The following is a 13663-nucleotide window of genomic DNA, read 5'->3' as shown; positions in this document are numbered from 1 at the left end:
CAAAAAGCGTATCCATAATGGGTACGCTTTCCGAAAAATTAATTATTACTTATTGTTTTTACCCCTGAACTGGTGGATCAGAAACTACATGAGGTTTTGCTTTTCTTCCTCTTTCTCCAAGTCCTTTTCGCATTTTTCCTCCTTTTTCTTTTGCCTCTGCACGAAATGCATCGAGTTTAGTTTTTTGATCTGCAGTTAACACCGCATCTACTTTAGCTTTTTGAGCATCCATTTCTGCTTTACGTTCTTTCATTTTACCTTTTACATCCCCCTGATCAGCAGATCTCCATGCCTCCATCTTTTTTGCATTATCTAATTCTATTGCATAGATTTTGGTTTTCTGATCTGCGGTTAAACTCAATTGCTTTTCCATGCGCTCAGCAACTCTTTCTGCACGTTGCTCAGCAGTCATTTTCGGCATTGTCCGTCTCATTCTCTTCGTAGTGTCCTGAGCCAGTGCAGCACTTAAACCCATCACAGCAATTGCTATTGTTAAAATCGCCTTTTTCATAGTTTTATTTCTTTTGTGTTTGTTTATATAGATATGGAAATGGCTGAACGGTTTAACTACAGTGTGTTAAAAAGTGTTAATTTTTGTTGAGCTGCGAAATTGATTTTTGCATTTGCGACATCATCTGAGTAAGTGTTTCCATTGTAGGATCTGGGGTTGGCTCAGGCAATGTAGTAGAAATGTAAGCCTTAGCGCGCCAAATTTCAAGGATATCGTCAGCAGCAATGGAATATGTATCATAAACTTTATTATCTGAAACCAGTTTCAAATCCTTATTTTCTTTGAAACGGTTGCCAGCTCTCTTATATACTACGCCCTCGTTTTTACTTATAACTATATATGTTTCTCCGGTTTTAACTTCATTCCAGTTATCCATATACTCACCAATAATTACACTTCCGGGTTGAACCGGCAACATACTATCGCCCATGATTTCGAAAGCACGGAATGTACCCTGACGTAAAGCGGGAATAGGAAGTTGGAACTTTGGCAGGTCGCTGATGTATTGAGGATCAGAGAAACCGTTTAAATACCCTGCACTTGCCTTCACAGGCACGAGTTCAATATTCTCTTTCTCATTCTGATCAACCGATATACTTAATACCCTTAAGTTCGAACCTGAACTCTTCGGCTTAGGTTTCCAGGTGTCTGATATCTTTTCATTGATAAATTCATCGATGGTTAAATCGAAATATTCAGCTATTTTTTTTAGCAATTCATATTTAGGTTCAGCGCGGTCTTCTTCATAGGCGCCGATCAAAGATCTCTTAATCTCCATAATATCAGCGAAATTTTGCTGTGTATGGCCTTTTTTCTTTCTAAGGTATTTCAGGTTGTTGGAAATATTTGACATAAAAAATAAATTTTAAAATAAATTTGGAATTACTAAATTAGTTAGTAATTTTATGCTCATAAAGTTAGTAATTTTATTTTAAATTGCAAGAACACATACTAAATAGTTTAGTTTTAATTTTAGATCCATTATTATGAAAAAGTTTGTTTACATCGTTACCGACAGAAACCGCACTTGTATGCATGTAGGCATGAGTTCGGATTTGATGAAAACCCTGGATTTTTACAAGCAGATGCCTAACTTATTTTTTGATAATGGAAAGCAATTGACTCGTTTGGTTTATTTCGAGGAATTCAAAACTGAAGAACTTGCTTTAGTTCGTTTCAAAACCATCAGCAGATTCACCAGAATGCAAAAAGAGCGTTTAGTAAGGTCATGTAATCCAGACTGGATTGATCTCACTATTGGATTGGATTTTGAGAATATTCTGCTGCAAAGAAATATCACTAATCAGGTTAAGCTTGCTTTCACCAGCATGTCTTAATTATGACGCACATATGTTGAGATTTTTTGTAAAAAAATAGTAAATATATATAAAAGGCGATCTTGATGATCGCCTTTATAATTATGAATTTATCTTCTGATTATGTGATTTACCATCCTGGCGCAAATGTTAATCCGAATACTCCGCCCTTTACGTCTTTACGCTGAAATGGTATTGCATAATAGGGTTCGAGTACGAAATAGCCAAATATATTTACCCTTAACGAAACACCAACGCTCATGGCTGGTACACGTTCAGTAGTATTTTGATAAGTCACCTTTTTCCCATCACTATCAACAGCCGGCTGCCCATTTGCGTCCAACACTGGTTCTGTGGTGTATGTTGGTTCACTTTTGAATTTTACTTTGGTATCGTTGGTCCACGCTAATCCGGCATCGAAAAACAAGTTCAGATCAGAGAAAAGTAACTTAGAGGGGATGGCCGCAAGCTTTTTCGGGCCGGTAAACGGTAACCGTAACTCGAAGTTGAACACAGCAATTTTACTACCTGTTAACTGATTAATATCGAAAGACTCTGATGACTGTGCTGAGGTTGTTTTATATATTGAGTTCGATTCGTAACCGCGGATCAGATAGGGATATCCAACATACATGGGGTACAAACGATCTGCATCTTTGCCAATTCGCAATGTATTATAAGACCTTGCGGCGATAGTAACTGGCTTTAACCGCCAGTATTTTCTTAAGTCTACCGTAGCTCCTGCAAAGTTATAAGTCCCGAAGTATTTCTCTCCGCTAACACGGTACCTGAAGCCATCAAGAGGACCTGTTAGTCCGAAGATGGAGTTATCCCCCACAAATCCAGCATTCACCTGAAACAGAGTAAAAGAATTAAATGGGATTCCATAATCCGCAGAGGCTTCATCATTGGAGATTCTACTTCTGTCTGATCCAAGATAGTATCCAGCGTTATCATAATAATTACTGTATCGATCAATCCGGTAACTATAGTGAGAAAAAGCTCCACCCAACTCGAAACGGTGTATTTTGCTGAAAGGGTATGCCGCGAATAGCTGAAGCTGATCCTCGAACGTACGAATGATATCCGTTCTCTGATTTAATGCCTCGACAGTAGTATTATTTTCGGCTGGCAATTTTTCATAAGCGTAGGAATTAAATCCCGATACGTATGGTATATGTGAGATGGCAGCACCCCAGTTAATTCGGCTTTTCTGGTTGATATACCCTACAAGCCCTCCAGCGTCGTAAATTTCGCCATTAACAGACAAGTTTGCAATGATCTGATTAGTGCCGAGGATGTCACTGAACATCCCAACAATACCTCCTGAAACGCCGGTACCAAAACGGCTTGTTGAAACACCTACACCACTGTTTGCCAAATAATCAAGTCTGAATTTTGGTGTGTATGGCACAGTTCTCATGGAATCGGCGATAATTTTTTCGAAGCGATCGAAATTGTTAAGGTTAGAATTAATGATGTTGACTCCTATATTTTCCATTGGCGGCAAAATGGCCGCATCGAAGTTCTCTTCCTGATTACCAACTCTTTTCGCTTTAAAACTACTTAGTTGGGCATTATACAATGTATAGCGTTGGTAACGATAATAACTGTATACGATGTCATCAGTACGAGAAATAGAAATAGCCGGAGAAAATTCAGTAATCCCACTAATTCCGGTAAAATAATCAGTTAACTGGTCTACCGTGTTATCTGGGAAGTTATACTTATAGAGATTTCTGAAACCGTCTCTGTTTGAAAGGAAATAAATATTCTGGCTGTCGGATGAAAACTGAGCGTTAAGATTATTTGCACCCGGAAAAACGTTGAGATTAGTGACTGATTTAGAAGCTATATCGTAGACTGCAAGATTTATGGGCGATACAGCATTAACGGATTGAGCCTGGATTGCTGCACGATCGGAAGAGAAAACAATTTTCTTTCCATCAGGAGAAAAGCTTGGTGCATAATCCGAGAAAACATCGTTTGTGATTTGTGTTACCTGTTTTGTATCCAGATTATAGGAGAATATGTCGCTTTGTCCTTCAACCATTCCCGAAAATGCAATATCCTTCCCATTGGAAGACCATGTTAAATTTCCGAATTGTGCTACCTGGTTCATTGCTGTTTGAGAAATGGTCGAACCATTGGCCACATCAATGATCATCATTTGGTTTTTCCCGTGACTAAAAATACTAAATGCGAACTGTTTGCTATCGGGCGACCAGGCCCCTGCGGATTCAATAAAATTAAAATCATCGATATGTCCGTTCGATATCTGGCTACTTAATTTCCTTATGATTCTACCGGTTTTTGCATCTGCCAAGAACAAGTCGATACCAAACAAATCCTTTTCCGACATAAAAGCTACATATTTACCGTCGGGACTAAGGGCAGGGGCAACGTTCATATTTCCTGCATTCTTATTATCAATAATTTTAGTTCCGGTTATCTTTATTTGGGAGCTATCTGCTTTCAACAATGGTTTATAATGACCGTCGATCGCATTTTTCCACAATCCTGACAAGGTTTTGTCATCGTATCCGAAGGTATATCTGATGGCGTTTTCATAACCGTACTTGGCTGTGTTTTTAAATAGCGGAACAATTGTGGTATCGCCGTATTGGGATCCGATATAAGTCCAGAATGCCTGGCCATAACGGTATGGAAAATATTTATTAGAGTTGGTTAAATCTTTCAGTGATGGAATATCACGGTTGAGCATGGCATCACGCATCCACATTGAAGTAAAAGCATCCTTTTTTCCTATAGATAGATATTCGGCCATTCCTTCGACCATCCACAGTGGTGTTTGTCCGACATTTTCGAGGCTGATTGAATCTTTTTCAAGGAGTACATGGTATTGAAAGGCGTGTACCAGTTCATGACCCAGCACGTGACGTGTTTGGCTATTCAGTTCCATTACGGGCATGATAACTCTGTTTTTCAATGCTTCCGTAACTCCTCCTGTACCAATTCCTATCTCGCCATTCAGAACTGTAGTTTGCTGAAAATCCGGGTGGTTATTATAAAGGATCAGGGGATTTTTTTTCAGGAATGTATCCCTGAAAACCTCCTGATGCATTTTGTACCAGGTTTCGGCATCCTGGGAAAACCTTTTTAAAAGATTTTCATTTTTGATGTAATAATAAATTTCGAAGTGTGGAGTCTGCAAAACCTTAAAGTCGAGCTTTTTGTACCTCACCTTATTTTGTCCGAAATATTGTGCATTTGCTGTCCCAGAAAGGATAAGTAACAGTAACAGCGTGAGGCAATTTCTAATAAAAGTAGCGCTTATTTTCATATGCTAGTTTTTCTATTGTTATTCAGGAGTTTAAAGAACTGATCATGAATTTTTCAGAAATTAAAAATAATAAATATTTAGCCTTCCGGTAAAAACTTAACAACTTACAGGAAGGTCACTTTCCTGAAAAACCTTCGGATTATTAATTCTCACCGCTCTTCTTCTTATCTCTTTCTTCCTGCCTTTGTTTCCTGCGTAGTTCACGTTCTTCCTTCTTTGTTAGGGGAACAATTGCAGCAGGTTGATTTTGTGCGGGTTCCGTTTTTTTCTCTTCTTTTTTAACCTCAGTTTGATCAGCTGCAGGTTGAGGTTCTGCTGGGGCAGTTTCTGGTACAACAAATTCGGTCGAATCTACAACAACGCTATCCGTTGTAGTTGTATCCCTGACAAATTGTGGGCTTGGACAATTGTAGGAACGTGTAATTTCCACAGTAGCCTTAGGAAAAGCACCATACGTATATCCGCTTGATGGATCCAGGTATACTTTTTCCATAAACTTAGCAAAAATAGGAAGTGCAGTTCTGGAACCTTCACCTTGTTCACCATTTTTAAAATGTGCGGTACGCTCATCACATCCTACCCATACTCCGGTTACCAGGTCTTTAGTTAAGCCCATATACCAGGCATCAACATAATCAGATGATGTACCTGTTTTGCCACCAATCTGATTATTTTTTTTGAACAAGTCAGGCCATTCCCATAACGCTTGCGAAGTTCCCCTTGGTTCTTCCATACCTCCACGGAACATGTAAGTCATTAACCAGGCAATTTCTTCGGTAAGTACCCTTTTGGTCTTAGGTCTAAATTCGTCGATAACATTATTATCCTGATCGGTAATTTTTTCAACTAATATGGGGTCAGTTTTCACTCCTTTATTCATGAAGGTGGCATACGCTTTAACCATTTCATAAACGGTAACGTCATTTGAACCTAAACTCACCGATGGTACTGATTCCAGGTGACTATCAATACCACACTCATGAGCATATTTTACCACATTATCCCATCCAACTTTCTCAGTTACCTGGGCTGTAATGGTATTCACTGATCTTGCCATAGCCCAGCGCAAGCTCATCTCCTGATAGGTAACACTGTAATCAGCGTTTTTTGGTTCCCAATATTTTGTTTCGCCTTTATCCTGATACGCAATTTTCACTGGTTTATCAGTAAATTTGTCACAAGGACTCATGCCTTGCTCAAGCGCAGTTAAATAAGCGAACGGCTTAAAGGTAGAACCCGCCTGACGTTTAGCCTGATTCACGTGATCGTATTTAAAAAATTTATGATCAATACCACCAACCCAAACTTTAATTTTGCCACTGGCAGGTTCCATCGTCATCATACCCGTATTCATGATTTTGCCGTAATAGCGAATAGAATCGAGTGTTGAGAACAAGGTGTCGCGGTCGCCCTTGTAAGTAAAAATCTGCATTCGTTTTTTCTTATTGAAATAAGCTAATACAGAATCGGGATTATTTGGAAATTTTTTTTGAAGCATTGTATAAACCGACAGGTTTTTCATCGCCCGTTCTGGGTAGTTTACTTTCTGTTTCTCAGAGTCGTACCATGGGTCTTCGTTACCCCAAACACTGTAGAATCGGCGTTGAAGAATCCGCATCTGATCCGATACAGCCTCTTCAGCGTATTTCTGCAGTTTAGAATCAATAGTTGTGTAAATCTTTAAACCATCTTCATATAAATCATAACCGTTATCCGTACACCATTTTTCTAAATATTTTGCAACTGCACTCCGTAGATAAGAATCGCCATCGCTGCCATCCTGCATTTTACCTTCTTTAAGCTTAATGGGTTCTTTCGTTAACATCCCGAGACTATCTTTACTTAAAAGGTTATATTTACCCATTTGAGCAAGGACAACGTTTCTTCTTTCTAAGGCTTTCTCCGGATTTTTAGTCGGATTATAAAGCGTTGTGCCTTTCAACATTCCAACAAGTAAAGCAGCATCTGTAGTTGATAGTTCTTTTGCTTCTTTATCAAAATAAATTCTGCTGGCTGTTTTGATACCATATGCATTATTGCCAAATGAAACCGTATTGAGGTACATGGTAATGATGTCATTCTTTGAGTAGTTAGATTCCAGCTTCACAGCTGTCATCCACTCTTTTAACTTCACTATAAGCGTTCTAACAACCGGAATCTTAACCAGGAATCCCTGCGACTTATTATATCTGGTACGGTAAAGGTTTTTAGCAAGCTGCTGTGTAATTGTACTTGCACCGCCATCTTTTCCAAGCCCAATAACAGCACGTGCAACCGCTTGCACATCGATACCCCAGTGTTTGTAAAAACGGACATCCTCTGTAGCTACTAATGCATTAACAACGCTGTGAGAAATCTCATTGTAATTTACAGGAGTTCTGTTTTCTTTAAAGTACCTTCCTATCAGCTTTCCGTCCGCGGTGTAAAGCTCAGATCCCACACGGAGTGTAGGTGCTTTGATATCTTTGACACTCGGAGAGTAACCAAATAACCACAAAAAGTTAAGTTGGAGCGCCGAGAAGAAAATGATTATAAAAAATAAGGTGATTAATGAATATCGTAAGTACTTGTTTTTTATCTCTTTAAACATAATGCGTAAGATGATATTTGGGTAAATGCTGAAAAGGTTAAATATAAAAAACTATACATGCAAATCAGCGTATTTAATATACTATTTTTTGTTCTATATTTATTGACAACAGGACCTAATACAACCATTATAACTGTTCCCTTTGTATGAAAAACGAATTTAAAGACTTAATCGTAAATGGCGGAAAAAAATTCCTGCTGAAGAATGTTAAAACTGATTTTACGGGCGGATACACCAAAGAAAAGGCTAAAGATGCTTTGGTGAAGTCGAAAATTGAAATTAATCACTTGCAGGAAAAGCTATACGCTTCAGGAACACGTTCTTTGTTAATTATTTTTCAGGCTATGGATGCAGCCGGTAAAGACAGCGCTATTGAACATGTTATGAGTGGCTTAAATCCGCAGGGATGCCAGGTTTTTAGTTTTAAAACACCCACATCAGAAGAATACAAGCACGATTTTTTGTGGCGACATTACAGAGCTTTACCTGAAAGCGGCAGGATTGGCATTCATAACCGGTCTCATTATGAAAATGTGCTGGTATGCAAAGTTCATCCTGAATATATTCTAAGCGAAAACATTCCTAATATCGATGATATAAAAAAAGTGAATAAGGCATTCTGGAAAAAGCGCTACGAAAGCATCAGAAACTTTGAAGAACATTTGACTGCCAATGGGACAGTTATTCTAAAGTTTTTTCTAAATGTAAGTAAAGAGGAACAGAAGCAAAGGTTTCTGGAAAGAATCGAAGACCCTTCAAAAAACTGGAAGTTTTCATCGGGAGACATAAAGGAGCGTGCATTATGGAATGATTATATGAATGCATATGAAGATGCTATTAATGAAACCAGTACCAAAGATGCCCCCTGGCACATTATTCCGGCAGATAAAAAGTGGTTTGCCCGACTAGCTATCAGCGAAATCATAGAAGATAGAATGAAACAGTTAAAAATACAATACCCCATACTGGATGAAGCAGAACAGGCCAAGCTGAGCGAAACAAAGCTGGCGTTATTGGGAGAATAAAAAAATGCAGGTCTATAAGCCGGGTTCTGTTTCTTAATTTCTTAAGATTTCTATCATTTATCCACTGTAAACGTTGCCGTTTACCTCTAACGACCTACCCACTAACATCGGACGGGCAGCCCTACATGCGTTAGCCTATTTGGTCTTTCAACTCCCGGGGTTTACAAACCACCGCAGTCACCTGCGATGCTCGTGCGCTCTTACCACACGTTTTCACCCTTATCCCGACTAAAGCCAGGACGGTATATTTTCTGTTGCACTAATCCGTGATTCAGGTTTTCATTCCTCAATCCCTTTCCGTTAGAAAGCGGGATGCCCTGCGTTGCCCGGACTTTCCTCTCTTCCGGTTTTACCCGAAACAGCGATAGAACAACCTGCATTTTCGTGCAAATATGACTTTTTTAAATCAAAAAGCTAATAGAAATGCAAAGTTTTTGAATCTATCTACAACTTTGCAACTGGACAGATACTTCTTTGTAAGGTACAAAGCCTTGGTTGTTACCAAAAGAGTTCGTGATGAACACCATTACCTGAGCAACATCAATATCGGCTAATTCCGGAAAAGCTGGCATTTTTTCTTTATATGTTTTACCGCTAATTAAAAGACTTTCATTTGCCCCGTCTCTAATGATACAAGCTAAACGGCTTTTGTTGGTTTTCAGAAAAATGGAATCCGTTAACGGAGGTGCGAGTTCACCCAATCCTTCACCATTTTTACCGTGACAATTCTGACACCTGGCGATATAGATATCTTTGCCATTAGACATATAGTTTTGCAGATCAATTGTTTCCTGATTCTGGCAGGAAATAACAATCGCGAGAATAGAAAGTAGAGAAAGAGAATTGATGATATACTTACGCATGTAATTTGTGGTTTGTATTGCAACGGAAACATCAGAGACAGCGGAAAAATAAACACTTTAATCTAAGTACAATCTGTGTCTCCGTTACAAAATATATTATTTTTTATATTCCGCCAAAAGTAGTGGAATATCTTTCTTTAACTGTTCAACCTGATCTTCTTTGGTGCCATCGTAAGCACCGCGGATGCGCCTGTCTTTGTCGATTAAAACCAGATAACCCTGATGTATGTAACCGTCCTTTGCTGTACTGTCTTCTCCAACAGCAACGAGATAGTTTTTTTCTGCAAGTGTATAAACACTGTCTTTACTTCCGTAAAGGAACTGCCATTTAGGACCATCTACGCCTAATTTCCGGGCATATTTTTTAAGGGCTGATGGCTTATCATATTTAAAATCGATGGTATGTGAGATAAACATCACATCGGGATTACTTTTGAAGTCATTGTAAACCGTCATTAAATTGCGGTGCATAGTAGGGCAGATGGTTGTGCAAGACGTAAAGAAAAAATCAGCAACATAAACTTTACCATCTGTTACTGTATTGGTAGTCACAACACTATCCTGATTTAGAAACGACCAATTGGGAATGGTTTGATAAACCGTATCAATCTTTTCAGCCCCCGAAGCATCTCTAACAGTTTCAGCATGGCGTTCTCCGTAAAAGGGTAATTTCTTATCTTGCTGACAAGATGAAAATATGACAGCAGCTGATAAGCAAACTGATATTGAAAAAACAATTTTATTCATGATATTTTATTAAAGTGTAAATATACAACCTCTGTGATGGAGGACGGAATTTAAAGCGTATAAATTTAGTGCTTATGATGTTCCATTTTCGCTGATGGCGACACATGATGAGCCTTAAGCACTGAATCTGATTCTCTGATAATCCTGATATATTCATCTTCTACAGCTCTTATTTTCAGCATCTCAGATTTGTAGTACGCCAGGGCTTCTTGTTCACTTTTACCCTTGAAGTCATCCTTAAAAAAATGCATCCAGTCCATCATATTTTCATCAGCTGCATTTAAACGTGTAATCAGCAATGTAATTCGATTAGCATCTGATAAGGAATTAAGTTGATCTGATTTCAATACCGAATCCAGCTTAATCCGGTTTTTCACAACTTTCTCTCCGTCCATCATCAATTTATCGTGAATGTTAAGTACTTCTTTTTTAATTGCATTTGAATCAGGGTCAGTATTACATCCGCTATGAATTAGCGCACTAATGGCGATTGCCAGTATTAATATTCTCTTCATTATTATAGATTTTAAAAATTATAAGTCATTCCAACATAAACCTTTCCTGCACTCATTGGATGGTCTGTTTCTGCTTCCCAAATATTTTTCTGTATTCCTGCATTGAGGGCAACATTTTTATAATAGATATCTGCACCAACACCACCCATTAAATTATTCATCACATGCTCACCTGTTTTTACGCCATTATATTTCTCTCCCCCTGAATATTCGTAAAAAAACTGGGCCGATGGCATTGCCTGTATATCTTCCCCAATTCTTTGCGTATAAAATACATTCAGAAAACTGGTAGTACTGTTGGCTATACCTTCATTACGGCTATTTGTTCCGTTTACTTTATATGAAGTATTAAGGCTTGCGCCAAATTTGCCTATGCCAACCATATAATTCAGGTAAACAAATCCATCAGTGCTACCTGTACCGCCCTGCATAAGTGATGAATAACGGATACCCTCGTTATTTTTCAGATCGTTTTTTCCTGTTGGAAGTTTAATTCCTGCACCTGCAACTAGTTGTTGCTTAAAGTTACTCTCCAGCTTTTGTAACAGATGGTACCCTGCATAGATGTTTACGTCACCCACTCCGGAAATAGACGAGGTATAGCCATTATACCGCTCGCTATTTGAAACATAAGGTAAAATGGCGTTTATTTCAAGTCTGTTATTGATAAAATACTTGCCTCTAACTTCAAGTGAGCGATATAATTCGTAATCGGAAGGATTACCAGCATGATTAGTGATGGGGTTATTCTGGCTACGTGCAGGAATAAAGAAATTTCCACCATTCGGGAACAACGAATGAGATTGTCCATCGTAACCATTAAATGAGCGATACCGATATAACAAACTAATACTGTTCCTATTATAGTATGGCGTAATACCCATAAAACAACCGCAAATATCGCAGGCGAAAATATTGGTGCTAAAAAAAAGGAATGCGATAGCTAATAGCTTACGATTCGCTATAAAAAGTGTTTTTGATAAATTCATTGTCTGTTAATGTTTTTAGAAATGCTTTGATTTGTTCTTTTTCAGCGGCACTTAAAGCGATACCACCTTTAAGCTTTTCATCTAAATTCTTAGCTTGTTTAACGCCGGAGTTATAATGCTCTAATACTTCGTCCAGACTGTAAAAGCGTCCATCGTGCATGTAAGGGAAAGTGTATTCAATATTCCGCAAAGTCGGAACACGAAATGTCCCTAAATCAGCACTTAAGCCTGTAATATTTGCCCGACCTTCATCATTACTGACCAGGTCAAGTCCGTTACTCCGGTAAGAGAAGTCGGTAAACAAAGGCTCAGTGTGGCAGGAGGAGCACTTTTCTTTAAAAAGATTATAACCAGCCAACTCAGTAGCTGTAAATGCAGCTCCTTCATTACGTATTACCTTATCATACTTTGAATTCCCCGATACTAACACAGCTGTAAATTGGGTAATTGACTTCAGCAGTAATTGCGAATTGATTTCTGCAGTGCCAAAAGCCTTTCTGAATAACTCAGGATATGGAGCAGTATTTTTCAAAAAAGCAATTATCGTTGCAATATCGGTACCCATCTCACAAGTATCGGTGATGGCGTTGAGAGGTGAAGTTTCGATATTCTTAACACCTCCATCCCAAAAAAAAGCTTTCTGCCAGACCAGGTTAAAGAGTGGAGGCGCATTTCGTTTGCCCTGGCAGTTGTTTACGCCGTGACTAACCTTGTGGTCGAGATTGGCAAATGCGGCAAATTGCTGATGGCAGCTACCACAGGAAACACTTTTATCAGCAGATAGCCTGGCATCGTAAAACAACTTTTTACCTAAAGTAAAACCAGCATTAGTGAGTTTATTGTCTTCGAAATTGTATGCGGGGGCAGGAAAATTAGATGGAATGGTAAACTTGACCAGTGTTTCTCCGGCAATTGCATCATCATCATTTTTGCTGCAAGCATACATTAATGCAATGCTTAGAATAAGCATTGCAAAAACGATTGATTTCTTTGGCATACTAGTTATGAATATGATCCAGGCGAAACAATCCTTTAGCGTAATTGTCTGCTACAACAACTGAGTTCGCACCACCCATTGTGAAGTTTAAGGTTGCAAAACTGATATCCGTTACCCCTTTAAACAAAGACGCCGCGTTAACGATGAAGTGCATGTTAGGTTTTGCGTCAGTCCTTACCCTTAATGGGTTAGCCGCATTTATTTCGGCTGCGAACTTTCTAATGGTATTATTTGGGTCTAGAACGCCTCCGATATGGAACGTTAAGGCTTTCCCGGTTGCGGTAGAAAGGGGCGACATACCTTCCAGTTTAACGAATATGTAACCGCTGTTCCATGTCCAGAACATCCCGTTGATGGGATCTAAAGCACCTGTTTGGGCACCAGCAAAGTTGCGTGCATAATCTACGCCAATAGTATATTCTATCCTGGTATAATCACCTGTTGGTACATCAGTAAGGGTAATAATTTTTGATGTGCTTTTTGATTCGTCAATCAGGAAATAGCTTTCTGGTATTAAATAGCTTGAGCCATCTGCTTTAGTTAATTTGATATTACTGACATAATATTTAAAAGTGGAGATACTAAAATCTTCACCTTTGGCATTTTTGTATGTCGTGGTGTTTAAGGACAGCGCAGCGCCATTAACCTGATGTTCAAACTCAATGGTAAAACTCGACTTGGTGTCGGCTGTGACGGCATCATCATTTTTTTTGCATGATGAGAGCATAACAATAGGGCATAGCAATGCCAGGAGGTATTGTGATAATTTCATTATTTCGAAAATTGGATAAGTAAAAAGTAAGCCT

Annotated in this window: 12 protein-coding genes and 1 other RNA gene; 2 read left to right on the top strand and 11 right to left on the bottom strand. The window is 38.7% G+C overall.

Translation table 11 applies throughout. The features are described 5' to 3' along the window. Positions 1 to 58: 58 nt before the first annotated feature. Both AC570I_RS17680 and AC570I_RS17675 read right to left on the bottom strand, forming a co-directional pair. Complete coding sequence (locus tag AC570I_RS17680; protein WP_497406522.1) at positions 59 to 511, bottom strand: DUF4890 domain-containing protein; 453 nt, start codon at positions 509 to 511, stop codon at positions 59 to 61. A gap of 76 nt (positions 512 to 587) precedes the next feature. Further along, positions 588 to 1364 (bottom strand): XRE family transcriptional regulator, encoded by a 777-nt coding sequence (locus AC570I_RS17675; RefSeq protein ID WP_497406521.1) that lies wholly within the window; start codon positions 1362 to 1364, stop codon positions 588 to 590. 133 nt (positions 1365 to 1497) lie between these two features. Between AC570I_RS17675 and AC570I_RS17670 the strand changes: the two genes are divergently transcribed. Continuing rightward, complete coding sequence (locus AC570I_RS17670) at positions 1498 to 1848, top strand: GIY-YIG nuclease family protein (protein WP_047797806.1); 351 nt, start codon at positions 1498 to 1500, stop codon at positions 1846 to 1848. A gap of 109 nt (positions 1849 to 1957) precedes the next feature. On the opposite strand, the gene AC570I_RS17665 is transcribed toward AC570I_RS17670, so the two are convergent. After that, positions 1958 to 5131 (bottom strand): TolB family protein, encoded by a 3174-nt coding sequence (locus AC570I_RS17665; RefSeq protein WP_497406520.1) that lies wholly within the window; start codon positions 5129 to 5131, stop codon positions 1958 to 1960. Positions 5132 to 5273: 142 nt separating this feature from the next. After that, entirely contained in the window at positions 5274 to 7721 is a 2448-nt protein-coding gene (locus AC570I_RS17660) for a transglycosylase domain-containing protein (protein ID WP_497406519.1), read from the bottom strand. 146 nt (positions 7722 to 7867) lie between these two features. Here AC570I_RS17660 and AC570I_RS17655 point away from each other — a divergent pair, with 146 nt between their 5' ends. Beyond that, positions 7868 to 8746 carry a polyphosphate kinase 2 family protein gene (locus AC570I_RS17655; RefSeq protein WP_497406518.1) on the top strand — a complete coding sequence of 293 codons (879 nt, stop codon included), beginning with the start codon at positions 7868 to 7870 and terminating at the stop codon, positions 8744 to 8746. On the opposite strand, the gene rnpB is transcribed toward AC570I_RS17655, so the two are convergent. The 7 genes from rnpB to AC570I_RS17620 all read right to left on the bottom strand — a co-directional run bounded on the left by rnpB (position 8746) and on the right by AC570I_RS17620 (position 13629). Beyond that, positions 8746 to 9127: RNase P RNA component class A (rnpB, locus tag AC570I_RS17650), an RNA gene on the bottom strand. The genes AC570I_RS17655 and rnpB overlap by 1 nt on opposite strands. Before the next feature lie 59 nt (positions 9128 to 9186). Continuing rightward, positions 9187 to 9609, bottom strand: coding sequence for a c-type cytochrome (locus tag AC570I_RS17645; protein WP_497406517.1), 423 nt, complete (start codon positions 9607 to 9609; stop codon positions 9187 to 9189). 96 nt (positions 9610 to 9705) lie between these two features. Next, entirely contained in the window at positions 9706 to 10356 is a 651-nt protein-coding gene (locus AC570I_RS17640) for an SCO family protein (RefSeq protein WP_047797800.1), read from the bottom strand. A 65-nt stretch (positions 10357 to 10421) separates the two neighbouring features. Beyond that, positions 10422 to 10871 (bottom strand): hypothetical protein, encoded by a 450-nt coding sequence (locus tag AC570I_RS17635; protein ID WP_497406516.1) that lies wholly within the window; start codon positions 10869 to 10871, stop codon positions 10422 to 10424. Between the two features lie 11 nt (positions 10872 to 10882). Further along, the gene (locus AC570I_RS17630) at positions 10883 to 11860 is read right to left on the bottom strand and encodes a transporter (RefSeq protein ID WP_497406515.1); all 978 of its coding nucleotides are present in this window, start codon (positions 11858 to 11860) and stop codon (positions 10883 to 10885) included. Further along, positions 11823 to 12857, bottom strand: coding sequence for a cytochrome-c peroxidase (locus tag AC570I_RS17625; protein ID WP_497406514.1), 1035 nt, complete (start codon positions 12855 to 12857; stop codon positions 11823 to 11825). Before AC570I_RS17625 ends, AC570I_RS17630 begins: the two co-directional genes overlap by 38 nt. Before the next feature lies 1 nt (position 12858). Next, entirely contained in the window at positions 12859 to 13629 is a 771-nt protein-coding gene (locus tag AC570I_RS17620) for an MbnP family protein (RefSeq protein WP_497406513.1), read from the bottom strand. Between the last annotated feature and the right edge of the window lie 34 nt (positions 13630 to 13663).

The sequence above is a fragment of the Pedobacter sp. A2324 genome (assembly GCF_059693705.1).
This window is presented reverse-complemented; position numbering and strand designations above follow the sequence as displayed.

Excerpts from the sequence above, each read along its gene's own strand:
- AC570I_RS17660 (WP_497406519.1), bottom strand. The coding sequence starts at position 7,721 with ATGTTTAAAGAGATAAAAAACAAGTACTTACGATATTCATTAATCACC.
- AC570I_RS17625 (WP_497406514.1), bottom strand. The coding sequence starts at position 12,857 with ATGCCAAAGAAATCAATCGTTTTTGCAATGCTTATTCTAAGCATTGCA.
- AC570I_RS17620 (WP_497406513.1), bottom strand. The coding sequence starts at position 13,629 with ATGAAATTATCACAATACCTCCTGGCATTGCTATGCCCTATTGTTATG.
- AC570I_RS17670 (WP_047797806.1), top strand. The coding sequence starts at position 1,498 with ATGAAAAAGTTTGTTTACATCGTTACCGACAGAAACCGCACTTGTATG.
- AC570I_RS17665 (WP_497406520.1), bottom strand. The coding sequence starts at position 5,131 with ATGAAAATAAGCGCTACTTTTATTAGAAATTGCCTCACGCTGTTACTG.
- AC570I_RS17680 (WP_497406522.1), bottom strand. The coding sequence starts at position 511 with ATGAAAAAGGCGATTTTAACAATAGCAATTGCTGTGATGGGTTTAAGT.
- AC570I_RS17655 (WP_497406518.1), top strand. The coding sequence starts at position 7,868 with ATGAAAAACGAATTTAAAGACTTAATCGTAAATGGCGGAAAAAAATTC.
- AC570I_RS17675 (WP_497406521.1), bottom strand. The coding sequence starts at position 1,364 with ATGTCAAATATTTCCAACAACCTGAAATACCTTAGAAAGAAAAAAGGC.
- AC570I_RS17635 (WP_497406516.1), bottom strand. The coding sequence starts at position 10,871 with ATGAAGAGAATATTAATACTGGCAATCGCCATTAGTGCGCTAATTCAT.
- AC570I_RS17630 (WP_497406515.1), bottom strand. The coding sequence starts at position 11,860 with ATGAATTTATCAAAAACACTTTTTATAGCGAATCGTAAGCTATTAGCT.
- AC570I_RS17645 (WP_497406517.1), bottom strand. The coding sequence starts at position 9,609 with ATGCGTAAGTATATCATCAATTCTCTTTCTCTACTTTCTATTCTCGCG.
- AC570I_RS17640 (WP_047797800.1), bottom strand. The coding sequence starts at position 10,356 with ATGAATAAAATTGTTTTTTCAATATCAGTTTGCTTATCAGCTGCTGTC.